The sequence below is a fragment of the Priestia sp. TRM10 genome (assembly GCF_057808375.1).
This window is the reverse complement of the sequence record NZ_JBJZOT010000011.1, coordinates 374,074-396,838: the sequence shown is the minus strand read 5'-3', so window position 1 is coordinate 396,838 and position 22,765 is coordinate 374,074. Positions and strand designations below refer to the sequence as shown.

Sequence of the window (22,765 nt, the reverse complement as noted above, 5' to 3'; positions counted from 1 at the left end):
TCCTTTTATTATATCATATCCTACTTCTATATATTAAGAAGAGAGCCAAGGAATTTCCGGGATATAATAGCGCTTTGTAGAAATTCCTAGTAAGCGATAAAATTCTCCTAAAAAAGATTCATAGTTTCCTGACGTATGGAGCATATCTTCTAGTTCTTTTCTGTACTGTTCTTTTAAATCTTCGTTATTCGTGCTATAAAAGCCTTCAACTATCTCAAAATAATGCAGTGGACATAGAAGCCTCGAGTAAAGAAGACGCCAAGCAAAGGATGAGAGAGGTGTTTTACGCTCATACTTTTCTAAAAAAGCGTACATGCTGGCTTGGAACGTTTCTGGTTCTTGAAAATAAATAGTGCGAATGTATTCACTGAGATCTCTACTTGGATGGTCATAAACCCAGTCCATTGGGAATTTCACAAATTTCTCTGCGCTCCATATCTCTTTTGTAAAACGATGATGACAAACAGTTGCTGTGTCAAATGCTCGCGGAAGATCGTCGATCTCTGTATCCACTAAATATTGAATTGCATTTTCAGTAAGACCTGAATAATAAGGAAAAGATTCAATTAATCTTTTATCCATTTCATCATTTGGATGATCGCGCACCTTTAAAATCCAAAATTTCTCCATCTGATCGTGTCTTGTTGCCCAGAGCTCTTTCCAATTTCCAAACCTGCTGCGATGAATTTTTTCTTGTCCACCATACATCATCTTTCCTCGTTCATGAAACAAAGCAAGTTCTTCTCCTAAAGTGGAAAAGGCTTTGTTTGAATGAGCCATATGACGGCAAAGCATAAATTTTTCATCTTGCCATTCAGAAATAAGCTTTCCTTCTTTATTCTGAAGAAATAAACCTGCTTCTTTGTCTCCTTTAGCAATTAAATGCTGACCCATTTCAAAAAGTTCCCTTACTTCTTCTTCACTAAATGAGGAAGCAGGAATAATTGTATATAAAAGATGTCCTTGCGAAAAACCGTCATATCCTAATATATCCGAGAAAGAAGTTGGTTGAATTCCATACATTTCATAAATTGCTTGTTGCAATGCTATCGCTCCTTCTCTATTCATTTCTCTTTATGATTATATGAAGAGATTCCTGTAAAATGGTTACTTTTCTCATCATCAAAAAAGAGCAGCTGTTAGCTGCTCTTTCCTTCTTAAATGATTGGATAGTACTCTATATAACTTGCAGTACAATAGTATGGCAATCTTGCCCGTATTTTGTGTTTTAAAAAGGATACGAGTTATCTCATTCTTTTTAGTTGGCTCTCTTTCTATATAGAAGGCTGCTGAGAAAAGAAAGGGGATTGAGGGTTGTATCGCATAACATCCCCCTGGATGCTCTTCTGTTTACTATCGTCTTATACAGCGTTTCATCAGGTTGCTTACTCAACAGACATTACATTAGATTAATTTGCATAGTGTATAAAGAATTTGATCGTTTTTAGGAAAAAAATGAAACCAAGATATCCATTAATGCCCTACTATGAAAAGGTCACAAAATATGAGGATGTCCCAAGTAGCTTTTCATCTCAATGAAAAACAAAACACCCGGGGCTTGAAAAACTTATGAACCTAAGACCCATTATTAAGAAGTTGGAAGTGGAAAACTAACTGGAAGGGAAGCCTTAATTATTGGTGACGATAGCGGGATTGGAGCAGATGTTGCTATCTCCTACATTGACAAACATGAAGACGCCAAATGAACGAAAACATGCGTTGAGGAACTTAGCAGACGCTTCTTGTTCCTTCCTATTGACTTGCGTGACAAACATCGTTTTCAAGGCATTGTAGAGGCTACAATAGACACATTCAGACATCTTGAAAACATTCGCAACCACGTAGGCATACAGGTTCAACAACTAAGCTTGTTAGATATCACAGATAAACAATTTGATGATATCTTCAAAGTAAACATCTATTTTCCTTTCTATACAACGAGAGCTTTAGCAAATAGCATGATTGATATTGGAATAAAAGTAAATACTATCACTCCTATCCCTGTGTACCCCCCGCTCATTCCAGCTGGTTTCTCAGCTGATTCTGTAAGTATGCATGATTCAGATGTACCAATTAGACGGTCAGCACAGCCTTTTGAGCTTGCTCCAACATACGTTCATTTGGCATTGATGATTCATGCTACATAACAGAACAGACGCTTCATGTTAACGGTATGATGATTATGCCGTAACCTTTAGAGCGCTTTATCTTCCTTAGCATATTGTTTAATAAGAGTTGGCACTTGAGTAAGGGAGTTTAAAGTAATAAGCTCACCTGTTGGATCGATATCAAGCTTAATTTGGTTATAACTCCATTCAAGTTCAGAAGGAATATGAATAGCGTGAATTCCAAGCTCAACAGCTGGCTTAATATCTGTTTTTAGGGAATTGCCTATCATCCATGTTTGTTTAGGGTTAGAGCGGATAGTTTGTAAAACAGTTTGAAGAGCCTCTGTATTCTTGTGTTCAAAAATAAAAACACGATTCCCAAAATACGTTTCAAGCTCAAGCTGCACAACTTTCCTGCTCTGGTTCTCTTCATCACCACCTGTAAAAAGATAAAGCTCGTGTCCTTCATTTTGCAGTGTTGACAACACTTCATACATATATGGAAAAGGCTGTACTTCAATTTCAAAAACGCTCACACCAATTTTTCTTATTTCTTCTATCTCTGTTTCTTTTATCTCTTTCTTTTGCTTCTCACAAAAAAATTTATAAGTTGAAACAAGAGATTCAGGGAACCTTGAGGAATGAAGTCCATGTTGTTCAATGCTTTCTAAATCAATCTGGAGCTGCTTTTCTTTAATTTCATCAGCAGTAAGAGTAGAAAACCATTGTTGCATTGTTGATACAAAAGTATTAATTGTTGCTCGAAAGTATTTATTACAATGAATAAGTGTGTCATCTAAATCAAAAATCAATGTTTGTTTTTCCATCTGTTCAATCCCCTTTTTTTAGTGTGTATAAATAGTATATGTAGAAGAAGCATATCAGTGTTCACAGAATTGTCAAATTATATCTTTGTAATATAAGTGAACTGTTAGTTTTTATTAAAGAAAAGGCTTTTATTCGATAAAAAAAGAGAGGAACAAAAGTTCCTCTCTTCATTAAATAGATTCCATCCATTCTAAAAGTGAGTGTGCAACATGGGTAGGCTGCTGTTCAAATGTTGTTAAATGTTCTGGAGTGGTAACTCCTGTATGAACAAGAAGCGTGTCAATTCCTGCATTCATTCCAGCCATAATATCTGTGTGATAATTATCACCAATCATAAGCGTTTCAGATCTTGGTGTCCCAATTACTTCAAGCGCTTGTTCCATAATAATTTTTTCTGGTTTTCCTATAAAAATTGGCTGTGTTTCTGTTGACACTGTAACAACAGATGTAAGAGAACCATTTCCAGGTAAAAGTCCTCTCTCAGTCGGAATCGCAATGTCACCATTAGTGGATACGAACGTTGCTCCATTTCTTACTCCTAAACAAGCCTTCGTAAGTTTCTCATAACTTATGCTTCTGTCAATCCCAACAACAACAAAGTCTGGATTCTCGTCTTGAAGCGTAAATCCTTTTTCAATCAGTGCTTGTTGAATTCCTTCTTCACCAATCACATATGCTGTTGCATTTTCTTTTTTCTCCGCTAAAAAGTTTGCTGTTGCTTGGCTTGTTGTAAAAACTTGTGGACCCTCTGCTGGGATACCAAAATCTCTTAATTTTGCAGCTACTTGCTCAGGTGTTCTTGAAGAATTGTTCGTTACAAAAAGATATGGGAGATTCTTTTCTTTAAGTTTTACAACAAAGTCTCTTGCTTCTGCGATAAGCTCTGTTCCTTTATACATTGTTCCATCTAAATCAAATAAATAGCCTTTATACTTTTTCAAACCGTAAATCCTCCTTATGTCACTCGTTGTTGTTAGTTTTTAAATGCTGAAACAGGACCAAGTTCATTTTCCAAATATGTACGGATTCGTGTTGGGAATGCTTCAAGCACTGGTGCATTTCTTTTTAAAGCCTCAATAAGTTCTTCATGGTTAATATCTATATACTGCTGTACAAGCTCTTTACGATAGCGAATAAAGTCTTTTAGTAATCCTTCGTCTTCGCTTGTAATAACTTTCTCGTCATGCAAAATATCTACAATATCATCATAGCTTCCCGGATCTCTCATAATAAAGCCGTCAATCATATCGTTCCCAACATCTAGAATGCCTTCGATGAGAAGGTGACCAATTCGCTCAAGAGCTCGTAGCTCCAGTTCGCTTTCCCACTTTTCATGATGTAAAAAAAGCGCATACTGCTCCTCAAAATGAACCAATATCTTTTCAATACGACCTCGATCAACAAAATACATGCTTACTCATCCCCTTATGTTGCATAAGCTAATTTTTGTTTTAGTATTTTCCATCTATAGTTTACCATACAAGGGCAAGCTCTTATACTAAATAACCTAGGAGAAAGCTCAGTAAAACTTCATCAAAAAAATAAAAGCCAAAGCCTTTAATAAAGTGCCTTGGCTTTTATTTTTTTATCTTACGAAGCACAAAATAAGCGCATCCAAAGTTACAGTATTCAAATAAATACTCCTGCAGCGTGCTAATTTTCGTGTCATATGTTGAACGATTGTTTTGATCTTCGAAAAATCCTTTTAGGCGAAGCTGATTATATCCCCAGTCACCTACAATATAATCATATTTATTTAAAATTTCACTGTAGCGTGCTTTGAAAGCCTCCTCTTGAAAACCTTCTTTAACATCTTCAATTAATTCATACGTATTATTTTGAACTTGTACCAAAAACTTCACCTCATTTCTCTCATTTTAACATACCATAACAAAACCCATGAAACCATCATTTGACAGAAAAAAACGCTCGTATTTGTCGCATTCTAATAGGAAAGGAGGTGCTTAAATGAAACGTCTTATTTTCCCTTTTTCTTGTTTGCTTCTTTTCACAGCAGCATGCCAACAAAACGCTGCTGAGAATGATTCTTTAACAGATGAAGGAACAACTCCCATTACGGTTTCAGATCGAAATACTGAAAATGATACAAACTCTAACTATGGCTATGTTAGGCGTCAAAGAAATGATGGAGAAAACCAAGAACAACGACAAGAAGGTGTTCCATACTTAGATCGAGAAGCATTAGCTGACTCTATTAGCCGAATGGCCTCATCGCTTCCAAATGTAGAAGATACGGCAACGCTTGTTACAGATAAAGAAGTGCTCATTTCATACAAAACTAGCGCCCAAGATCGCTCTGCTACAGCAGATAGCGTTAAGCGAACAGCTTTATCTGTTGTGCCTCGTTACTACCATGTATACGTTTCTGATAACGAGGAACATCTAGACCTTATTGAACGTTTAAGCAATGGAAACTCTGCTACAGCATCAGACGAGTTTCGAGACACGTTGAATAAGACGATAGAAAAAATGAAAACTTCACCACAAGGTAAAGAAGTTAACAATAATGAAAACGCAAATGGCGAATAAAAAACAACACGCGTTTTATTAACGCGTGTTGTTTTTGTTTATGCTTTTTCTTGACGTGCTTTTGAAGCTGCATTTACTTGCTCATCAGCATGATAAGAAGAACGAACAAGAGGGCCTGCTTCAACGTGGCTGAAGCCTTTTGTTAAAGCAATATTTTTTAACTCTTCAAACTCATCTGGATGATAATATTTCTGTACTTTAAGATGTTTTTTAGATGGTTGTAGATATTGACCAATTGTCATGATATCTACATTGTTTGCACGTAAGTCATCCATTGTTTCAATAATCTCTTCTTTAGTTTCTCCAAGACCAACCATAAGACTTGATTTCGTTGGAATATCAGGCTGCATCTCTTTTGCACGGCGTAAAAACTCTAGTGAGCGGTCATATGTAGCACGAGCACGAACTCTCTTAGTAAGATTTCGAACAGTTTCAATGTTGTGATTTAAGATGTCGGGACGAGCATCCATTAACATTTTTAAGTTTTCTTCCACTCCACCCATATCTGAAGGAAGAACCTCAATTGTTGTAAATGGATTTTTTCTACGTACAGCGCGAACTGTTTCCGCAAATACTTGGGCGCCGCCGTCTTTTAAATCATCACGAGCTACAGCTGTGATAACTGCGTGTTTCAGGTTCATAAGTTGAACGGAATCTGCTACGCGTTCCGGCTCTTGTAAATCTAGCTCTGTCGGTAAACCTGTTTTTACCGCACAGAAACGACAGGCACGTGTACATACAGCACCTAGAATCATGAACGTAGCTGTACGACGTACTGCCCAGCATTCATGGATATTCGGACATTTTGCTTCCTCACAAACTGTATGAAGATTGTTTTCTCTCATCATCTTCTTTAAGCCTGTATAGTTCTCATTTGTGTTTAGCTTAATTTTCAACCAATCTGGTTTACGAATATGATCTTCTTTCGTTGCCATATCCCATCATCTCCATCATATAAAAGTTGTTATTTTTCTAAAAATTTTTAAGTAAATAATAAGTCAATCCTATGCCACTTTATCATATTTACCATTAAATAGACAAGCTTGCTTGCTTATTCTTCCATGAGTTCTGTGCCTCCTGAAAAGGCTTTTCCATAATTTTAAGTTTATGAAAAAAAAACTTTTTCACACACTAATGAATAGCAGTTTGAAGAAAGGAGGACTTTTCGTTGCGAACCTTATTTATTGGTTTATTTATAATTAGTTTTTTCTTTAGTAATGTGCAAGCTGCTTTTAGCGCGGAGAATGAAAAAGACGAAAAAACGCTTCGTGAAGAACGTATGAGCTTGTATAAAAAAGCAGAAGCAACAACACATATTCCTTGGTATTACTTTGCTGGAATTGATCAATATGAGCGCCAAGTCCGACGAACTCATAAAGATATTCCGCATGAAAAAGGAGCACTTGGGATTTATATCGAGCCAAGCCGTTGGGTTGGACTAATGAATCCTCATAAAGAGGCTCAGAATGAAACAGTTATCTCCTTGTTTGGAGGAATAGGGAAAGATGGAAATGGTGATGGAAAAGCGGATCAATATGACGACGAAGACATTTTATATACAATTGGTTCTTATTTGCAGTCATATGGAATTACCCCTTCTCAAATTAAGATTGGCCTTTGGCAATATTACCATCGTGACCGAACTGTAAGTATTATTCTAGGACATGCAAAGCTCTTTAAAACTTTTGGAACTCTAGATTTAGATCATCATGCTTTCCCGCTCCCGCTTAACGCTAATTTCAGCTACAAAAACACATGGGGAGATGCACGCGGATGGGGCGGGCGTCGCATCCATGAAGGAACAGACATCTTTGCAAACTACAGCGTTCCTGTTCGTTCTACTTGCTATGGAATTATTGAAATGAAAGGTTGGAATAGATATGGCGGATGGCGGCTTGGCATACGCGATGTAAATAATAATTATCACTACTTTGCTCACTTAAGCGGATTTACGAAAGATCTTGAAGTTGGGCAGGTTGTGGAGCCAGGAATGGTTGTCGGCGGTGTTGGAAGCACTGGTTATGGCCCTCCTGGAACATCAGGAAAATTCCCACCTCATCTTCATTATGGGATGTATAAAGACAATGGGCGAACTGAGTGGTCTTTTGACCCTTACTCACATTTAAAAATGTGGGAACGAGCAGATCGTCAAAAAGCAAAAGGAGATTAAATAAAAGGGCTTCCTTTCCTGGAAGTCCTTTTATTTTTTCCCTGGCAGTTCTATTGCTGCTCCATTCCCGTCTCCGCCTCTATTGTAATAGTCTGGTACACTTCCTTCATGAATTCTCATTGCAACAGGAACTTTCGTTGTTACCCTAGCTACGTCTGTTGCAAACGGAAGCACTACTTGCACATCAACTTGAACTTTCACATAAACAGTAATCATAGCATTATTAATTCCGTACTCCTCAATACTTGTGTCTACATCTGTATGGGCCGCTCCAATTGTGCTAAACTCTACGGGAATGTCTGGACCTAGATTTGCAAGCAACGCATTATCTGTAGCACGCCCAAGTGGAATATGATACAAAATTCCCTCTTCACGGAGTTTTTTATTTTCTTCTATTTCTACTCCACTAGGGGGATCTGTAATTTGTCCTTCTCCTTTTTCAATATCGCGCAGGCTTTTTTGTACAAGTGTTGTTGTCTCTTTTAAAACATTTGTTACAACAGCTGTATTAAGATTTACTGCTGTGCCATCTCCTGCTTCTCCAGTTGTACTAAATACCGACTCAGGATCAAGCTGGTTTGTAATTTCTTTATCAATTGCTTCATTAATGACATACTGAGCAATTTTTTTCGTTTGCATATTTGCATAAGCCATAAGTGTCGGTTCTACCGCTTTGTTAATAAGCCAAATTCCAAGCGACGTCGAGAAAATAAAGAAAACAAAGCTTAACAATAATACATACCGAAATGGCAAAGGACCTTTGCGATGGGGTCTTCTTCTTAATCTGTACACGGCTTATCCCCCCTACAAACTATATATATGCAAGAGAAGATAAGCTCATTTCTAAATTCACAAAAAAGAAGACGGCATCTTCCGTCTTCCTACACCATTTTCAATAAAGCATCTTTTCCCTTCATGCCAGCCACAATCCCTTTTTGTTCTGCATAAAGTGTCACAGATTCAAGAGGAGCCTCTAAGAGTTGGTCAATTGTTTTAACCCCTGTTGCCCGTCCTGCTAGAATATTGCGATCTTTTAACTTATCGTTTAATAATCCGACATCAAGGGCACCACACATAATGTATCCTTTATCGTTAGAGACAACAAGCAGCGTTGTTTTTGGCAGAGCAACTGTTGTAGCATTGAATGTTTTTCCTTCAATTACAATTGGTTCTAACGTTATCATTTTGACTACACCCCTTCTATAGTCAATGTATGATAGCCATTTAGAAAGGTGATTAATGGCAGTTATAAATCAAAGAAATCTAGCTGCTTTGGAGCAAGCCCTTCATACTCTAGATCAAGAAGGTCAATCATCTGCTTAGCATTATCTGCAGCATCTCCTGCTGAATTGTTGTTAAAAAGAAGACAAATTTCTTTTGTTTCCTTTTTCATCTCTTCAAGTCGATTTTTCCACTCTGCTAATTCCTTTTCATTATAGCGGTACAAGCAGCGTACTTTTCGCCATTCTGCATTTGAGCGATTCCCTCTCGTCCATCCTGCACTATTACGACCGTGAAAACGAATAATTGTTAACTCTTTGGATGTTGCCTTTGGCACAATTGGAACGTACCCTTCTCCACTTTGAAGCTGTGGTTCATCACATACAGTGTGAATCCATCCGTTTTCTTTCAGATAAGATATTGTACGCTCTCTCATATCTCCTTCAAACCATGTTTTATTGCGAAATTCAATTGCAATAGGAATAGGTCCCATCATTTTCTTTGTATAGTTCAGTAAGTTGACTGAAGCTTTTTCACATCTGAACCAAGGCGGATATTGAAAGAGAACAGCCTTTAGCTTACCTGATTTTATAAGAGGAGAAATGGATAGCTTAAACTTCTCAAACATTTCCTCTTTCGACTCAAAAGGAATTTCTTCTTTCAAATGTCCTGTCATTCCTTGATATGCCTTTACAATAAATCCAAATGATTTTGGTGTTTGTGCTACCCATTTCTCAAATGTTGAAGAATGTTGAACAGCATAAAATGAGGAATCCACTTCAACAATCGGAAAATGGCCGCTGTATACTTCTAATTTTTCATTACTTCTTGTTCTAGCTGGATAAAGGGAATCATGATCACCCCAGCCTGTTACACCTATTTGAATCATATCAAAACCCCACACCATTTTATTTTCTTCTATTATATCCTATTCTTTTCGATTTCTCGATTGAGCAGTGTTGATAATAAAAAAAAGCCGGAAATCGGCTTTTTTTAGCTTGAAATGTAGGCTCCTCCATTAATGTGGATGAACTGACCTGTCATATATGATGATTCATCACTTGCAAGCAGTACATAACTTCCTACGTGCTCTACAGGCTGTCCTGGTCTATTCATTAATGTGTCTAAGCCAAACTCTTCTACTTGTTCTTTTGGGAATGTCGCCGGAATAAGCGGTGTCCAAATTGGACCGGGTGCTACACCATTCACTCGAATCCCTTTATCTGCAAGAGACTGTGCCATTGAACGTGTGAAGGCCACAATTGCTCCTTTTGTTGAAGAGTAATCAATAAGAGTTGCATGCCCTCTATATGCATTAATAGAAGCTGTATTGATAATTGTGCTTCCTTCTTTCATATAGGGAAGAGCACCTTTTGTTAGATAAAACATAGAGAAGAAGTTTGTTTGGAACGTTTTATGCAATTGCTCTGTTGAAATGTTTTCAATTCCGTCTTGTGGGTGCTGTTCACCTGCATTGTTTACTAGAATATCAATACGGCCATGCTCAGCTACAACATCTTTAATAAGACGTTTACAGAAGTCTTCATCTCCTACGTCACCTGCATGAAGCGTACATTTTACTCCTTCTTTCTCAACTGCTTCTTTAACAACTTCTGCATCTCCCTCTTCATCTAAGTAAGAAACAGCAACATGGGCGCCTTCTTTTGCATAAGCAATTGCTACAGCTCTACCGATTCCGCTATCTCCACCTGTAATAAGAGCTACTTTGTTTTTTAATTTGTCCGCACCTTTATAGTCCTTCTCTTCATATACAGGTCTAGGATCCATTTCACTTTCAATTCCTGGCTGACGATCTTGAGTTTGTCCTTTTGTTCCGCCAACTTGTCGATTTGTGTCCTTCATTCTCAATTCCTCCTTGCTATTATCTTTAATTATTTTTTATTGTTGTATTTATCAGTACCACGTTTAATTTTTCTTTAAACAGGGCGATAGGTTACGATTACAATAATGTTTATTCTAAAAAAAATGGGGAAAAGGATAGATGAATGCTTTTTAAGAGGAGGAAGATATGGTAGAAGCTTAATTTCTAGAACAATCTAATGGACAGTACGTAAGCTGCTTTGATTACAAATTTTAAAAAAGGAATGATCAACAAGTGGAAATCCCTCATTCTAACAATGAGACAGAAAAGATTGAAGAAAAAGCGAAAAGAGACCATATTGAAGACCAAAAAGCAAAAAGAATGGTAGAAGAAGCCAAACAAAAAAGCCTTAACGCTCTACGATAAAGAAAAAGGGTGAACCTCTTTGAAAGAGGTTCACCCTTTTTTCTGTTTATTAACCAATAGAACCTTCCATTTCGAACTTGATAAGACGGTTCATTTCAACTGCATATTCCATTGGAAGTTCTTTTGTAAACGGCTCGATGAAGCCCATTACGATCATTTCTGTTGCTTCTTCTTCTGAGATACCACGGCTCATTAGATAGAAAAGCTGTTCTTCAGATACTTTTGAAACTTTTGCTTCGTGTTCAAGCGAGATGTTATCGTTTAAAATCTCGTTATACGGAATTGTATCTGATGTTGATTTGTTATCCATGATAAGCGTATCGCACTCGATATTAGAGCGAGCACCTTCTGCACGACGACCAAAGTGAACAATACCACGGTACGTTACTTTTCCGCCATGTTTAGAAATCGATTTAGAAACGATTGTAGAAGACGTATTTGGTGCTAAGTGAATCATTTTAGCTCCTGCATCTTGGTGCTGACCTTTACCAGCTAGAGCGATAGAAAGTGTCATACCACGAGCACCTTCACCCTTTAAGATAACTGCTGGATATTTCATTGTAAGTTTTGAACCGATGTTACCATCAATCCATTCCATTGTCGCATTTTCTTCACAAACTGCGCGTTTTGTTACAAGGTTGTATACGTTGTTCGCCCAGTTTTGAATTGTTGTATAACGACAATAAGCATCTTTTTTGATGATGATTTCTACAACGGCACTATGAAGTGAGTTTGTTGTATAAACAGGTGCTGTACAGCCTTCAACATAGTGTACATGTGCGCCTTCATCAACAATGATAAGCGTACGTTCAAACTGTCCCATATTTTCTGAGTTAATACGGAAGTAAGCTTGAAGAGGTGTTTCCACTTTTACACCTTTTGGTACGTAAATGAATGATCCACCAGACCAAACTGCTGAGTTTAGCGCTGCAAACTTATTGTCTGTTGGCGGGATTACTTTTGCCCAGTGTTCACGGAAAAGCTCTTCATTTTCTTTTAGGGCTGAATCTGTATCCTTGAAGACAATCCCTTTTGCTTCAAGATCTTCTTGCATGTTATGGTAAACAACTTCTGACTCATACTGAGCAGACACCCCTGCAAGATACTTTTGTTCTGCTTCTGGAATTCCTAATTTATCAAACGTTTGTTTGATTTCTTCAGGTACTTCATCCCAAGAACGCTCTGAACGCTCTGATGGTTTTACATAATACGTAATCTCATCAAAGTTTAAGCTATTTAAGTCTCCGCCCCATTGAGGCATTGGCATGTTATAAAAATGTTCAAGCGACTTTAAACGGAAATCAAGCATCCACTGTGGCTCTTCCTTCATACGTGAAATTTCTTCTACGATTTCTTTCGTTAAACCACGTTCTGAACGGAAAATGGATACGTCTTTATCGGAAAAACCGTACTTGTAATCGCCGATTTCTGGCATCTTCTTCGCCATTTTTTACTACCCCCTACATATTGGTTTGATACGATCATAAAGCTACTTATGCGTCGCTATCCTTCTCGTGCAAACCTTTTTCCATTGCTTTCCAAGCTAATGTTGCACATTTAATGCGGGCTGGAAACTGGGATACACCTTGTAACGCTTCAATATCTTCTAACTCAAGGCTGCTATCTTCATATTCTTTTCCCTGCATCATATCTGAAAAAACTTTTGACATTTTAAGAGCATCTTCAACTTTTAAGCCTTTAATAGCTTGTGTCATCATAGAAGCACTTGATAATGAAATTGAACAACCTTCACCATCAAACTTCGCATCGACGACTTTATCATCCTCAACTTTTAAAGAAAGTTGAATTCGATCACCACAAGTTGGGTTGTTCATATTAATTGTCACTGTGTCGTCATCAAGGTTACCCTTGTTACGAGGATTTTTATAATGATCCATAATCACTTGACGGTACAGTGTATCAAGGTTACTAAAAGACATTTGTGAAATACTCCTTCGTTTTAATTAATGAAGAAACAAAACGGTCAATTTCTTCTTCTGTATTGTATAGATAGAAACTTGCACGAGCTGTTGCAGATACGTTCAAGTACTTCATAAGAGGCTGTGCACAGTGATGACCAGCACGAACAGCAATTCCATCCGCATCAAGTACTGTTGCTACATCGTGTGGATGTACCTCATCTAGATTGAACGTTACAACTCCTGCGCGTTCTTTCGGTCCATAAATCGTAATGCCTTCAACTGTTGACAACTTTTCTAACGCATATTGTGCAAGCTTATGCTCATGTGCAGCGATGTTATTAAGACCTACATCTTCTAGAAAATCAATTGCAGCGCCTAATCCAATAGCTCCTGCAATGATTGGTGTTCCACCTTCAAATTTCCAAGGAAGCTCTTTCCATGTTGAATCATAAAGGTTAACAAAATCAATCATTTCTCCTCCAAATTCAACAGGCTCCATTTTTTCTAGAAGTGCTTTCTTTCCATAAAGAACACCGATACCAGTCGGACCACCCATTTTGTGTCCTGAAAAAGCATAAAAATCACAGTCAAGATCTTGGACGTCCACTTTCATATGTGGCGCACTTTGTGCTCCGTCTACAACCATAACTGCTTCATTTTCATGAGCAATGCGAGCAATTTCTTTAACAGGGTTGATTGTTCCAAGAACGTTAGAAACGTGCATAACAGCTACAATCTTTGTGTTTGATGTAACTGTATTGCGTACTTCTTCTAAATCTAGGGAACCATCATCTGTTAATGGTATATATTTTAACGTAGCTCCTGTTGCTTTGGCAACTTGCTGCCATGGAATGATGTTACTATGGTGCTCCATATAAGTGATAACAATTTCATCGCCTTCCCCTACATTTGCACGCCCATAGCTTGCAGCAATCGTATTAAGAGCCGTTGTTGTACCTCTTGTAAAAATAACTTCCTCTGTTGATGAAGCATTAATAAATTTACGTACTTTTTCACGAGCCCCTTCATATCCATCTGTTGCTCTTGTACCAAGTGTATGAACACCGCGGTGCACGTTTGAGTTATACTCACGGTAGTATTTATCAACTGCTTCAATCACTTTTAGAGGTTTCTGTGATGTTGCAGCACTATCTAGATAAACAAGCGGATTTCCATTGACCTCTTGATGTAGAATTGGAAACTGTTCACGAATATCGTGGATATTCATTACTTAACTTTCCTTTCGATTACCTCAACAAGCTGTTTTTTAACTTCTTCAATTGGTAATTCGCGAACAACTGGGTCAAGGAAACCATAAACAATTAGACGTTCTGCTTCAGCTTTTGAAATACCGCGGCTCATTAGATAGTAAAGTTGAATTGGATCAACGCGACCAACAGAAGCTGCGTGTCCTGCTGTTACATCATCTTCATCAATAAGAAGAATTGGATTTGCATCTCCACGTGCTTTTTCACTTAACATAAGAACCCGAGACTCTTGTTCAGCATTTGATTTTGATGCACCATGCTCAATTTTACCGATACCGTTAAAAATTGAAGATGCACTATCTTTCATAACGCCGTGCTTTAAGATATATCCTTCAGAGTTTTTACCGAAGTGTGTAATGTTCGTTGTTAAGTTTTGTGTTTGATGACCACGGCCAACTGTTACTGTTTTAATATCGCCATATGAACCATCGCCGATTAGATGTGTAATGTTTTCAGCAACAGTATTGCCTTCATTCATTAATCCAAGTGCCCATTCAATACGGCCATCGCGTCCTGCAATACCACGACGATTCACATATGTTGTTGTACCTTCTCCAAGGTAGTCTACAGCACCAAATGTCACTTTCGCGTTATTGTTTGCGAAAACTTCCGTCACGATGTTTGCGATACTTTCATCTGCATTTGTTGTTGAAATGTAGTTCTCAACATATGTTACAGAACTATTATCATCAGCAACAACAATAACATGGTTGAATAATGGTGTTTTAGCATTTTCATGAACAAAAACAGCTTGCAACGGTTCTTTTACTTCAACGTTCTTTGGAACATAAACGAACACGCCGCCATTCATTAGAGCTGCGTGAAGAGCTGTCAGACGGTTTTCGTCTACTTTTGCTCCTTGCATGAAGTATTTCTGTACAAGGTCACTATGCTCTTTTGCTGCTTTTTGAATGTCTGTAAAAATAACACCTTGCTCTTTAAGATCTGCTGTTAACTCTGAGTAAACAGCCGTCTGATTTTGCTGAACGTATAGATTATTTGCATTCTCTTTATTAATTAAAGACTGTACAACTTCAGGTAGCTCATCAATAGAAGAAATTGCAGAACCTTCTACTGTATGCTCCTTAAAGCTTGTAAAATTCCAGTTTGTAATCTTTGTTTTTTCTGCTTTTGGCAGTGGAAGAGATTCCGCTTGTTCAAGAGCTTGTAAGCGGATGTCTGTTAGCCATGTTGGCTCTTCTGACTGCTGTGAGTAATTACGGACATACTCTTTATCAAATGGTAATGTTGTCTCAATCGTCATGACATTTCCTCCTAACGCTTACTTTATGCTTCTTGTCCTACTGTTTCATCTTCAATACCAAGTTCTTTTTTAATCCAGTCGTAGCCTTCTGATTCTAGACGTTGTGCTAGTTCTGGACCACCAGATTTAACAACGCGTCCTTGCATCATAACGTGAACATGATCAGGTGTAATGTAGTTAAGTAAACGTTGATAGTGAGTAATCATTAAGCAGCCGAAGTCTTCTCCGCGCATTTCATTGATTCCTTTAGAAACAACCTTTAATGCATCAATATCAAGACCAGAGTCAATTTCATCAAGGATTGCTAGTTTTGGCTCAAGCATCATAAGTTGAAGAATTTCATTACGTTTCTTCTCCCCACCAGAGAAACCTTCGTTTAGGTAACGCTGTGCCATGTCTTGATCCATTTCAAGCAATTCCATTTTTGAATCTAATTTACGGATGAATTTCATTAGAGAAATTTCATCACCTTCTTCACGACGAGCATTAATTGCTGAACGTAGGAAATCTGCGTTTGTTACACCGCTGATTTCACTTGGGTATTGCATCGCAAGGAAAAGACCTGCTTGTGCACGTTCGTCAACTTCCATCTCAAGAACATCTTTTCCATCAAGCGTGATGCTACCTTTTGTTACCTCATACTTAGGGTGTCCCATAATTGCAGATGATAACGTTGATTTACCAGTACCGTTCGGTCCCATAACAGCGTGGATTTCGCCACCTTTAATTTCTAAGTTAACACCTTTTAAAATCTCTTTTCCTTCAATCTCAACATGAAGGTCTGTAATCTTTAATGTTGAACCTGCCATTCGTAAACCCTCCAATTATTAGCTTATATATGCCAATATTTATTATTAATTTTATTACTAATCATTCTCATTTTATTCTCATTATAATTTTATAACAAATAAAATCCTATGGCAACCCAGAAAGGCTAATCTCCTTATTAGGCTTAGCTCTTAATCTCTTCTCATTCTATCCTATTTTCTACTATAGAAACAGGGAAAAGTTTTAACTAAATTTAAGGAATAGGCTGTTATTGGTTTCTTTCCTTACTTATGTAAAAGACCCCTTTTGAAAAAGGGGCATTGCAAAGCTTGAACACTAATCTCGAAACCTTAATCAAACGTTTGTTTAATGTGTGCGCTGATCTAGTTCTCCAATGCATTCTTGCACGAGCGTAACAGCTTGACTCATTGCTGCTCCTCCGCCAAATGCTGCGCCAACGCCGCATGCTTCAAGAATTTCCTTCTCACTTGCGCCTTCATCTAGACATCCTTTTGTATGGTAAATAATACAGTATTCATCTTGTGCTACAAGACTGATTCCAAGAGCAATCAGCTGTTTCTGTTTTGCTGAAAGTTCTCCTTCTTTAAAACATGTTTCTGTAAATGCGTTAAATGCTTCAGCAACATCTGGAAGCTTCTGTGTAAATTCACCAATACCTACTTTATACGCATGCAACGCCTGGTCTGTTGAATTTTGACCTGTATCCATCCCTATCAACTCCATTTCTTTAAACTTTTCAACACTAGTATGGTCTTCTAGAAAAAAATGTATGCTTTCTGCACTTCTTATAAAAATAAAAAGGGGAGCGCAAATGCGCCCCCTTTCCAAATTATTTTGAAACTGGAATGATAGAACCTTTATATTTCTCTTTAATAAAGTCTTGAATCTCTTTTGAATGAAGAACTTTCATAAGTTCTTTAATTTCTTCACGATCTTCGTCACCTTTTTTAACTGCAACGATATTCACGTATGGTGAATCTTCTCCTTCTAACTCAATCGCATCTTTTGTTGGCGTTAAGTCAGCTCCGATTGCATAGTTAGTGTTAATAATAACTGCGTCTGCTTCTTCATTTTCATATGCTTTTGGCATTAAAGCAGCATCTCCACCAACTTTAATGTTGATATTTTTCTTATTTTCTACAATATCTTTCTTCGTTGCTGAAACAGGGTCAACGCCTTCTTTTAGTTTAATAAGACCGCCTTGTTGTAAAAGAGAAAGCATGCGTCCTTCTTCTGCTACGTTATTACTAATCATAATTGTTCCGTTTTTAGGAATTTCATCAAGGTTTTTATATTTTTTAGAGTATACACCCATTGGCTCAAGATGTACGCCACCTGCACTTACAAGATCAAAGCTTTTGTCTTCCTTCATTGCATTTTTAAGGTATGGTGTATGTTGGAAAAAGTTTGCATCAACTTCACCACTAGCTAGCATTTTGTTTTGTAAACTGTAATCGTCGTTCACTTCAACATCAAGCTTGATGTCTTTCTTTTCTAAAATTGAGGCTGCTTCTTCTAAAATCTCAGCATGTGGAGTACTTGTTGCTACAATTTTAATTTCTTTTTCTTTAGAGCTGTCGCTACCGCCGCTTGAACCACAAGCTGCAAGGCTTGTCACAGATAAAGCTAGGACAGCTGATGCAAATAACTTTTTCATGTAATGACTCTCCTTCTATTTTTAAATTAGTTTATAGCATTAGCGTTTGTCGATTTTCTTTGTCGCTAAGTCGCCAATAAATTGAAGAATAAATACAATAACTAAAATTAATGCTGTTGCTAAAAATGTTACATCATTCTCATTACGTTTAAATCCTTGGTCATATGCTAGAGCGCCAAGTCCTCCTGCTCCAATTGCTGCCGCTACTGCTGTGTATCCAATAAGAGCAATAGCTGTTACAGTAATACCTGAAATAAGGGCTGGCAATGACTCTGGTAACAATACTTTGAAAATGATAGTTCTTGTTTTCGCTCCCATTGCTTGAGCTGCTTCAATAACGCCACGATCAATTTCACGCAGCGCAATTTCTACAAGTCGCGCATAGAAAGGGGCTGCTCCAATAATTAATGCTGGAAGAGCTGCTTTTGGACCAAACATAGAACCAATTATAAAGTTTGTAAAAGGAAGCAATAGAATGATTAAAATGATAAAGGGAATGGAACGAAATACGTTCACAATAACAGCAATAATCGTGTTAAAGAACTTGTTTTCCCATAGACTTCCCTTAGATGTTAAAAATAATAAGAGTCCAAGTAAAATCCCCAAAATAAACGTTGCAATAACTGAGATAGACGTCATATAGAGCGTCTCAACTGTTGCTTGCTGAAAAGACTCTAAGTCTACGTTTGGAAACCATTCACTAAACATGATTGATCACCTCTACTTCGATGTTCTCTTGTTGTAAAAAGGCTAATGCCTTGTTTAGTTCTTCTTCATTTCCATCAAGATGGATAAATAATGTACCGTACGCACCATCTTGGAGCTGAGACACTTTCCCTTGTACAATGTTTACCGCAATATCAAACTTTCGGATAAGTTGAGTAATAAGCGGCTGCTCTGCATCATCTCCGATAAATGTGAGCTGTACAATTCGTCCGCTCTTATAACGTTCTACTAAAGTAGAGATTGTTTCAGAAGCATCTTCTGCTTCTGCTATTTGCTTCACGAAACGTTTTGTTACGTTCTGCTGTGGATTGCGGAAGACTTCTAATACTTCCCCATGCTCCACGATATTCCCGCTCTCCATCACTGCTACACGATGGCAAATTTTGCGAATAACATGCATTTCATGCGTAATAAGAACAATTGTTAGTCCTAATTTTTTATTAATGTCTACGAGTAAATCTAAAATCGAATCTGTTGTTTGAGGATCAAGTGCTGAAGTTGCTTCATCACAAAGAAGGACTTTTGGATTGTTAGCAAGTGCTCTCGCAATTCCAACCCTTTGTTTTTGTCCTCCACTTAATTGAGAAGGGTAAGCTTTCTCGCGCCCTTCAAGCCCAACAAGCTTAATAAGCTCCTCTGCTCTTTTTTGTCTCTCTTTCTTTGGCACTCCAGCAATTTCAAGAGGAAACGAAATATTATCACGTACAGTTCGAGACCATAATAAATTGAAATGTTGAAAGATCATTCCTATTTCTTGACGGGCTTTTCGAAGCTGTTCGCCCTTTATATGACCAATATTGTTATCTGCTACTACGACATCCCCACTTGTAGGTTTCTCAAGGCCGTTAAAAAGTCGAACCATCGTACTTTTTCCGGCTCCGCTGTAACCAATAATACCAAAGATTTCTCCCTTTCCAACTTCGAGATTGACGTCTTTGACTGCTACAACTTCACCTGATTTTGTTTTGTATGTCTTGTTGACGTTCTTCAATGTAATCATTGCGTATTCACCTTCTTCGATCTGTCAGTTATTCTTGTTTATCGTTTAAAAAGTCAGTTTTTTCCGATAAAGAGGCCTAGTAATGAAGAATAGTATCCCCAAACAAAATCTTTTCAGCATAATAAAAAAACCTTTCTGCACGACGAGCAGAAAGGTTGTGTATGTTCAAGCCTCTCTCTCATCTCTCAAAGTCGTATTACACAACTTTGCAGGAATTGGCACCTTTTCAGATTATCTGACGGTTGCCGGGCTTCATCGGGCACAGTCCCTCCACCTCTCTTGATAAGAGTTGCAATATTTAATTAAACGATTAGAAGTTACGAGAGTGATTGTAGCACCTATCATAAACAATGTCAAATAATTTTCAACAGTGATAACATTTCTATTTTTTGCTATGAGGCTAACTGGACAACTTTTCCTTTTTGCTCTTTCGTAGCCAGTTTAATCAACATTTCAGCTTTCAGAACGTCTGCAAAACTACCTTCTATAACCACTTCGTGCTGTTTACTTAGCTTCTGCAGAGCTTCTAAACTTAGTAGTAAATCATAATAACTTTTATTATCACCCTGAATCCGAACGTTCGCTTGTTGAACTAATCCAGACACAACAATTTGCTCGTCTTTTGAAATAAGCAAGGAATAGGAATCTGTTTCATCTTGAAGAGAAATAACAAAATATTCTTCTCCCATTAACGGCAGTAAGTGAGCGCTTTTAGTAAGGCGTTTCATAAAACTGTGAACTAATGTTTTTAGTTTCATCCGCTTACACTCCTTTTTTCTCGTATTGTTAAAGTTCTCTCTTTTTTTTCCTGTTCCTTGTTCTTTTTCTCGACAATCTCTTTTCTTAAACTTCAAACAATGTCGTAACACCTTTATTTCCTAAGAAATATGTCAAAAAGTGCTTTACATTAGCGTAAAGCACTTTCATAAGAGCCTAATTTTCCAATAATGTTTTCAACTGAATGAAAAGCATATACTTTTTCTTCTAATTTCCCATCTTTCAAAATGAGCAAACACGGTACACTTTCTATCTTAAATTCACTTGCCTTATCTGGCATATAGTTTAAATTAGCTGCTCCAATATTTACATCTGGTAGCACTTTCTCACTTACTTCAAGCATCTTCTTTGCAAGCTGACATGTTCCACAAAGTGGGGTGTAAAAATAGAGAAAGCGATATCCGTCTTTGTTTATATTTTCATTTACAATCTCTTCTGTCCATTCCTGCATCATTAACCAAATCCTTTAAACTAAAAATTCTGTGTTGATATCAATATTAGCACTCAACAACACGGTTGCAATATGGTTTCTTGGTGCAGCAGCTACTTCTCGATAAGATCGATCAATATAAAGATGTTCTGCCTCAGGAAATTCACGACGAAATTGTTTTCTAAGTTTATCACCAGCATCGTCTGAATCGACTAATATATAGACGTCTCTGTCGAATGTGGCATCAATAATTTCATCAAGTTTGGCCACACTAAGCGTGCCATTTGTACAAATGATCTCAATCGGTTCTCTAATAATGTTTTCAATCCTTTTTTTATCCGATCTTCCCTCAACAATAATTACCTTATCCATACCTTCTACCATTGTCATCACCTGTTTGTTAGAATGTACACCAATATCCATTTATCCTTTAGTATACAGTATTCGCTTTCTCACGTCTTTTCCCCTGTTTCTTCATATTTAATTTTGTAAAATGCTTTCTTTAAGAGAAAAAGCAGCGGAATCCCGCTGCTTTTTAGCACCAACCTTCTTCATTGTCACAATCGGTGTACTTCATGTCTTTACCTGTTGTAACATCTGTATGTTGGTAAAATTTATTATCGCGATATTGATATCCGTTATTTAACTGATACTCTGATTTTCCTTGCTCGTTAACAGTCATCTTCCCAATCGGTTCATTTTCAACGTATAAATTCAATTCATCATTTACATACTTTCCGACAACTCGGTCCGTTACATCAATATGACGCTTTTCTAACATTAAGCTTCACTCCTCCTAGACGAATCTAACTATAGATTCTCCTGAAAGCGAAGGGTTCATAAATGAAATTTTTCCCTTTCCAAAAGAAAAAAGGAATGTTTCCCTTTTGGAAACATTCCTTTTTTTTATTCTGAAATCATTTTTTGATATTCTTCTGCTGTCATTAATTTCTCAATATCTTCCTTATTATCAGGCTCCAAAACAATCATCCATGCATTTTCGTATGGAGATTCATTAACAAACTCTGGGCTGTCATCTAGGTTTTCGTTGATTTCAACTACTTTTCCACTAATTGGTGCGTACAACTCAGATACTGTTTTAACAGACTCAACGCTTCCAAAAGGCTCGTCCGCTTCAATTGTTGCGCCTACTTCAGGAAGCTCAACAAATACGATATCGCCTAGTTCTGATTGCGCAAAGTCAGTAATTCCAATTGTTACTTTGTCACCCTCAACTTTTACCCACTCGTGTTCTTCTGAATAACGTAAATCTTTTGGTAAATTCATTTTAGTTCCCTCCATACATCGTTCATTTTCTTATCATTTTTATTCGTTATCAAAGGGAGCACCATAAACGCTCTCATATTATCTTAATTGTAACGTAAAAATAGAATATTTTCTATTTGAAAGCATTCTAAAATAAGAAAAACTTTTAATAAGCATTATCCTTCTATTTCCATTCTTTCTGAAACATCTCATCTTTAAACCCAATCGTTACTTTCTCCCCATCTGTCACAATTGGTCGTTTTAAAAGCATGCCATCTGAAGCTAAAATTTCAAAAAGTTCTTCATTTGAAGCAGAAGCTACTTTATCTTTTAATCCAAGCTCACGATACTTTTTACCACTTGTATTAAAGAATTTCTTTAGCTCTAAACCGCTCTTTTCATAAAGTTCCCTAATTTCTTCTTTTGAAGGAGGATTTTCTACAATATGTATTGCGTTATATTCCACATTATGTTCATCAAGCCATTTCTTTGCATTTCGACATGTACTACATTTTGGATATTCATATATTGTTATACTCAT

General features: G+C 37.3%; 28 protein-coding genes, 1 pseudogene and 1 riboswitch. Of the genes and pseudogenes, 4 read left to right on the top strand and 25 right to left on the bottom strand.

Going from position 1 to position 22,765, the window contains the following annotated elements; genetic code table 11:
• Positions 1 to 33: 33 nt before the first annotated feature.
• Positions 34 to 1,044, bottom strand: coding sequence for a spore coat putative kinase YutH (yutH, locus tag ACK3CR_RS10350; RefSeq protein ID WP_243516750.1), 1,011 nt, complete (start codon positions 1,042 to 1,044; stop codon positions 34 to 36).
• Between the two features lie 411 nt (positions 1,045 to 1,455).
• Between yutH and ACK3CR_RS10345 the strand changes: the two are divergent.
• Positions 1,456 to 2,191 (top strand): annotated as a pseudogene (locus ACK3CR_RS10345) (SDR family oxidoreductase).
• Between the two features lie 3 nt (positions 2,192 to 2,194).
• On the opposite strand, the gene ACK3CR_RS10340 reads toward ACK3CR_RS10345, so the two are convergent.
• The 4 genes from ACK3CR_RS10340 to ACK3CR_RS10325 form a co-directional block, all read right to left on the bottom strand.
• Positions 2,195 to 2,935, bottom strand: coding sequence for an HAD family hydrolase (locus ACK3CR_RS10340; protein ID WP_019395034.1), 741 nt, complete (start codon positions 2,933 to 2,935; stop codon positions 2,195 to 2,197).
• A gap of 171 nt (positions 2,936 to 3,106) precedes the next feature.
• Complete coding sequence (locus ACK3CR_RS10335; RefSeq protein WP_019395033.1) at positions 3,107 to 3,877, bottom strand: TIGR01457 family HAD-type hydrolase; 771 nt, start codon at positions 3,875 to 3,877, stop codon at positions 3,107 to 3,109.
• 32 nt (positions 3,878 to 3,909) lie between these two features.
• Entirely contained in the window at positions 3,910 to 4,347 is a 438-nt protein-coding gene (locus ACK3CR_RS10330) for a DUF86 domain-containing protein (protein WP_243516740.1), read from the bottom strand.
• 166 nt (positions 4,348 to 4,513) lie between these two features.
• Positions 4,514 to 4,789 (bottom strand): YutD family protein, encoded by a 276-nt coding sequence (locus tag ACK3CR_RS10325; protein WP_019395031.1) that lies wholly within the window; start codon positions 4,787 to 4,789, stop codon positions 4,514 to 4,516.
• 115 nt (positions 4,790 to 4,904) lie between these two features.
• On the opposite strand from ACK3CR_RS10325, the gene ACK3CR_RS10320 reads away from it, so the two are divergent.
• A complete protein-coding gene (locus tag ACK3CR_RS10320; protein ID WP_243516738.1) occupies positions 4,905 to 5,486 on the top strand; it encodes a YhcN/YlaJ family sporulation lipoprotein in 582 nt (193 codons plus the stop codon).
• A gap of 38 nt (positions 5,487 to 5,524) precedes the next feature.
• On the opposite strand, the gene lipA is transcribed toward ACK3CR_RS10320, so the two are convergent.
• On the bottom strand, positions 5,525 to 6,421 hold the full coding sequence (gene lipA, locus ACK3CR_RS10315; protein WP_019395029.1) for a lipoyl synthase: 897 nt from the start codon (positions 6,419 to 6,421) through the stop codon (positions 5,525 to 5,527).
• A 233-nt stretch (positions 6,422 to 6,654) separates the two neighbouring features.
• Between lipA and ACK3CR_RS10310 the strand changes: the two genes are divergently transcribed.
• Positions 6,655 to 7,656, top strand: coding sequence for a M23 family metallopeptidase (locus ACK3CR_RS10310; RefSeq protein ID WP_410914055.1), 1,002 nt, complete (start codon positions 6,655 to 6,657; stop codon positions 7,654 to 7,656).
• A gap of 30 nt (positions 7,657 to 7,686) precedes the next feature.
• On the opposite strand, the gene yunB is transcribed toward ACK3CR_RS10310, so the two are convergent.
• From yunB to ACK3CR_RS10290, 4 genes are all read right to left on the bottom strand, one after another.
• The gene (gene yunB / locus ACK3CR_RS10305) at positions 7,687 to 8,448 is read right to left on the bottom strand and encodes a sporulation protein YunB (RefSeq protein WP_243516736.1); all 762 of its coding nucleotides are present in this window, start codon (positions 8,446 to 8,448) and stop codon (positions 7,687 to 7,689) included.
• An 89-nt stretch (positions 8,449 to 8,537) separates the two neighbouring features.
• Positions 8,538 to 8,840, bottom strand: coding sequence for a YunC family protein (locus ACK3CR_RS10300; RefSeq protein ID WP_019395024.1), 303 nt, complete (start codon positions 8,838 to 8,840; stop codon positions 8,538 to 8,540).
• Positions 8,841 to 8,902: 62 nt separating this feature from the next.
• Complete coding sequence (locus ACK3CR_RS10295; RefSeq protein ID WP_488975339.1) at positions 8,903 to 9,766, bottom strand: DUF72 domain-containing protein; 864 nt, start codon at positions 9,764 to 9,766, stop codon at positions 8,903 to 8,905.
• Positions 9,767 to 9,870: 104 nt separating this feature from the next.
• Entirely contained in the window at positions 9,871 to 10,740 is an 870-nt protein-coding gene (locus ACK3CR_RS10290) for an SDR family oxidoreductase (protein ID WP_328122162.1), read from the bottom strand.
• A 253-nt stretch (positions 10,741 to 10,993) separates the two neighbouring features.
• On the opposite strand from ACK3CR_RS10290, the gene ACK3CR_RS10285 reads away from it, so the two are divergent.
• Positions 10,994 to 11,125 carry a hypothetical protein gene (locus ACK3CR_RS10285; protein ID WP_019395021.1) on the top strand — a complete coding sequence of 44 codons (132 nt, stop codon included), beginning with the start codon at positions 10,994 to 10,996 and terminating at the stop codon, positions 11,123 to 11,125.
• A 49-nt stretch (positions 11,126 to 11,174) separates the two neighbouring features.
• Here the strand turns inward: ACK3CR_RS10285 and sufB are convergent, their stop codons facing one another.
• From sufB to ACK3CR_RS10210, 15 genes are all read right to left on the bottom strand, one after another.
• The gene (gene sufB / locus ACK3CR_RS10280; RefSeq protein WP_243516730.1) at positions 11,175 to 12,572 is read right to left on the bottom strand and encodes a Fe-S cluster assembly protein SufB; all 1,398 of its coding nucleotides are present in this window, start codon (positions 12,570 to 12,572) and stop codon (positions 11,175 to 11,177) included.
• A 46-nt stretch (positions 12,573 to 12,618) separates the two neighbouring features.
• On the bottom strand, positions 12,619 to 13,065 hold the full coding sequence (sufU, locus tag ACK3CR_RS10275; protein ID WP_061804612.1) for a Fe-S cluster assembly sulfur transfer protein SufU: 447 nt from the start codon (positions 13,063 to 13,065) through the stop codon (positions 12,619 to 12,621).
• The gene (locus ACK3CR_RS10270; RefSeq protein WP_488975328.1) at positions 13,055 to 14,275 is read right to left on the bottom strand and encodes a cysteine desulfurase; all 1,221 of its coding nucleotides are present in this window, start codon (positions 14,273 to 14,275) and stop codon (positions 13,055 to 13,057) included. The genes sufU and ACK3CR_RS10270 overlap by 11 nt, the downstream gene beginning before the upstream one ends.
• Positions 14,275 to 15,579 (bottom strand): Fe-S cluster assembly protein SufD, encoded by a 1,305-nt coding sequence (gene sufD / locus ACK3CR_RS10265; protein ID WP_243516725.1) that lies wholly within the window; start codon positions 15,577 to 15,579, stop codon positions 14,275 to 14,277. The genes ACK3CR_RS10270 and sufD overlap by 1 nt, the downstream gene beginning before the upstream one ends.
• Positions 15,580 to 15,602: 23 nt before the next feature.
• Positions 15,603 to 16,388, bottom strand: coding sequence for a Fe-S cluster assembly ATPase SufC (gene sufC / locus ACK3CR_RS10260; protein WP_040060177.1), 786 nt, complete (start codon positions 16,386 to 16,388; stop codon positions 15,603 to 15,605).
• A 325-nt stretch (positions 16,389 to 16,713) separates the two neighbouring features.
• Positions 16,714 to 17,076 carry a carboxymuconolactone decarboxylase family protein gene (locus ACK3CR_RS10255; protein WP_243516723.1) on the bottom strand — a complete coding sequence of 121 codons (363 nt, stop codon included), beginning with the start codon at positions 17,074 to 17,076 and terminating at the stop codon, positions 16,714 to 16,716.
• A 121-nt stretch (positions 17,077 to 17,197) separates the two neighbouring features.
• Positions 17,198 to 18,025 carry a MetQ/NlpA family ABC transporter substrate-binding protein gene (locus ACK3CR_RS10250; RefSeq protein ID WP_124051185.1) on the bottom strand — a complete coding sequence of 276 codons (828 nt, stop codon included), beginning with the start codon at positions 18,023 to 18,025 and terminating at the stop codon, positions 17,198 to 17,200.
• Between the two features lie 39 nt (positions 18,026 to 18,064).
• Positions 18,065 to 18,733, bottom strand: a complete 669-nt coding sequence (locus ACK3CR_RS10245; protein WP_243516721.1) for a methionine ABC transporter permease — start codon at positions 18,731 to 18,733, stop codon at positions 18,065 to 18,067.
• Positions 18,726 to 19,751 carry a methionine ABC transporter ATP-binding protein gene (locus tag ACK3CR_RS10240; RefSeq protein ID WP_243516710.1) on the bottom strand — a complete coding sequence of 342 codons (1,026 nt, stop codon included), beginning with the start codon at positions 19,749 to 19,751 and terminating at the stop codon, positions 18,726 to 18,728. Before ACK3CR_RS10240 ends, ACK3CR_RS10245 begins: the two co-directional genes overlap by 8 nt.
• Before the next feature lie 175 nt (positions 19,752 to 19,926).
• A riboswitch (SAM riboswitch) is annotated at positions 19,927 to 20,040 on the bottom strand.
• 103 nt (positions 20,041 to 20,143) lie between these two features.
• Complete coding sequence (locus ACK3CR_RS10235) at positions 20,144 to 20,509, bottom strand: SCP2 sterol-binding domain-containing protein (protein ID WP_243516708.1); 366 nt, start codon at positions 20,507 to 20,509, stop codon at positions 20,144 to 20,146.
• A gap of 149 nt (positions 20,510 to 20,658) precedes the next feature.
• Entirely contained in the window at positions 20,659 to 20,979 is a 321-nt protein-coding gene (locus tag ACK3CR_RS10230; protein WP_243520690.1) for a thioredoxin family protein, read from the bottom strand.
• A gap of 15 nt (positions 20,980 to 20,994) precedes the next feature.
• Positions 20,995 to 21,342, bottom strand: a complete 348-nt coding sequence (locus tag ACK3CR_RS10225) for a toprim domain-containing protein (protein ID WP_410914052.1) — start codon at positions 21,340 to 21,342, stop codon at positions 20,995 to 20,997.
• Positions 21,343 to 21,493: 151 nt separating this feature from the next.
• Positions 21,494 to 21,739, bottom strand: coding sequence for a YusG family protein (locus ACK3CR_RS10220; protein ID WP_040060178.1), 246 nt, complete (start codon positions 21,737 to 21,739; stop codon positions 21,494 to 21,496).
• Positions 21,740 to 21,864: 125 nt separating this feature from the next.
• The gene (gene gcvH, locus ACK3CR_RS10215) at positions 21,865 to 22,245 is read right to left on the bottom strand and encodes a glycine cleavage system protein GcvH (protein WP_019395005.1); all 381 of its coding nucleotides are present in this window, start codon (positions 22,243 to 22,245) and stop codon (positions 21,865 to 21,867) included.
• 163 nt (positions 22,246 to 22,408) lie between these two features.
• A complete protein-coding gene (locus ACK3CR_RS10210) occupies positions 22,409 to 22,765 on the bottom strand; it encodes an arsenate reductase family protein (RefSeq protein WP_243516706.1) in 357 nt (118 codons plus the stop codon).

Coding starts and splice junctions, on each gene's coding strand:
- ACK3CR_RS10340 (WP_019395034.1), bottom strand. CDS start 2,935: ATGGAAAAACAAACATTGATTTTTGATTTAGATGACACACTTATTCAT.
- ACK3CR_RS10330 (WP_243516740.1), bottom strand. CDS start 4,347: ATGTATTTTGTTGATCGAGGTCGTATTGAAAAGATATTGGTTCATTTT.
- ACK3CR_RS10320 (WP_243516738.1), top strand. CDS start 4,905: ATGAAACGTCTTATTTTCCCTTTTTCTTGTTTGCTTCTTTTCACAGCA.
- lipA (WP_019395029.1), bottom strand. CDS start 6,421: ATGGCAACGAAAGAAGATCATATTCGTAAACCAGATTGGTTGAAAATT.
- ACK3CR_RS10300 (WP_019395024.1), bottom strand. CDS start 8,840: ATGATAACGTTAGAACCAATTGTAATTGAAGGAAAAACATTCAATGCT.
- ACK3CR_RS10295 (WP_488975339.1), bottom strand. CDS start 9,766: ATGATTCAAATAGGTGTAACAGGCTGGGGTGATCATGATTCCCTTTAT.
- ACK3CR_RS10290 (WP_328122162.1), bottom strand. CDS start 10,740: ATGAAGGACACAAATCGACAAGTTGGCGGAACAAAAGGACAAACTCAA.
- sufB (WP_243516730.1), bottom strand. CDS start 12,572: ATGGCGAAGAAGATGCCAGAAATCGGCGATTACAAGTACGGTTTTTCC.
- sufU (WP_061804612.1), bottom strand. CDS start 13,065: ATGTCTTTTAGTAACCTTGATACACTGTACCGTCAAGTGATTATGGAT.
- ACK3CR_RS10270 (WP_488975328.1), bottom strand. CDS start 14,275: ATGAATATCCACGATATTCGTGAACAGTTTCCAATTCTACATCAAGAG.
- sufD (WP_243516725.1), bottom strand. CDS start 15,579: ATGACGATTGAGACAACATTACCATTTGATAAAGAGTATGTCCGTAAT.
- sufC (WP_040060177.1), bottom strand. CDS start 16,388: ATGGCAGGTTCAACATTAAAGATTACAGACCTTCATGTTGAGATTGAA.
- ACK3CR_RS10255 (WP_243516723.1), bottom strand. CDS start 17,076: ATGGATACAGGTCAAAATTCAACAGACCAGGCGTTGCATGCGTATAAA.
- ACK3CR_RS10250 (WP_124051185.1), bottom strand. CDS start 18,025: ATGAAAAAGTTATTTGCATCAGCTGTCCTAGCTTTATCTGTGACAAGC.
- ACK3CR_RS10245 (WP_243516721.1), bottom strand. CDS start 18,733: ATGTTTAGTGAATGGTTTCCAAACGTAGACTTAGAGTCTTTTCAGCAA.
- ACK3CR_RS10240 (WP_243516710.1), bottom strand. CDS start 19,751: ATGATTACATTGAAGAACGTCAACAAGACATACAAAACAAAATCAGGT.
- ACK3CR_RS10235 (WP_243516708.1), bottom strand. CDS start 20,509: ATGAAACTAAAAACATTAGTTCACAGTTTTATGAAACGCCTTACTAAA.
- ACK3CR_RS10230 (WP_243520690.1), bottom strand. CDS start 20,979: ATGCAGGAATGGACAGAAGAGATTGTAAATGAAAATATAAACAAAGAC.
- ACK3CR_RS10225 (WP_410914052.1), bottom strand. CDS start 21,342: ATGGTAGAAGGTATGGATAAGGTAATTATTGTTGAGGGAAGATCGGAT.
- ACK3CR_RS10220 (WP_040060178.1), bottom strand. CDS start 21,739: ATGTTAGAAAAGCGTCATATTGATGTAACGGACCGAGTTGTCGGAAAG.
- gcvH (WP_019395005.1), bottom strand. CDS start 22,245: ATGAATTTACCAAAAGATTTACGTTATTCAGAAGAACACGAGTGGGTA.
- ACK3CR_RS10210 (WP_243516706.1), bottom strand. CDS start 22,765: ATGAGTATAACAATATATGAATATCCAAAATGTAGTACATGTCGAAAT.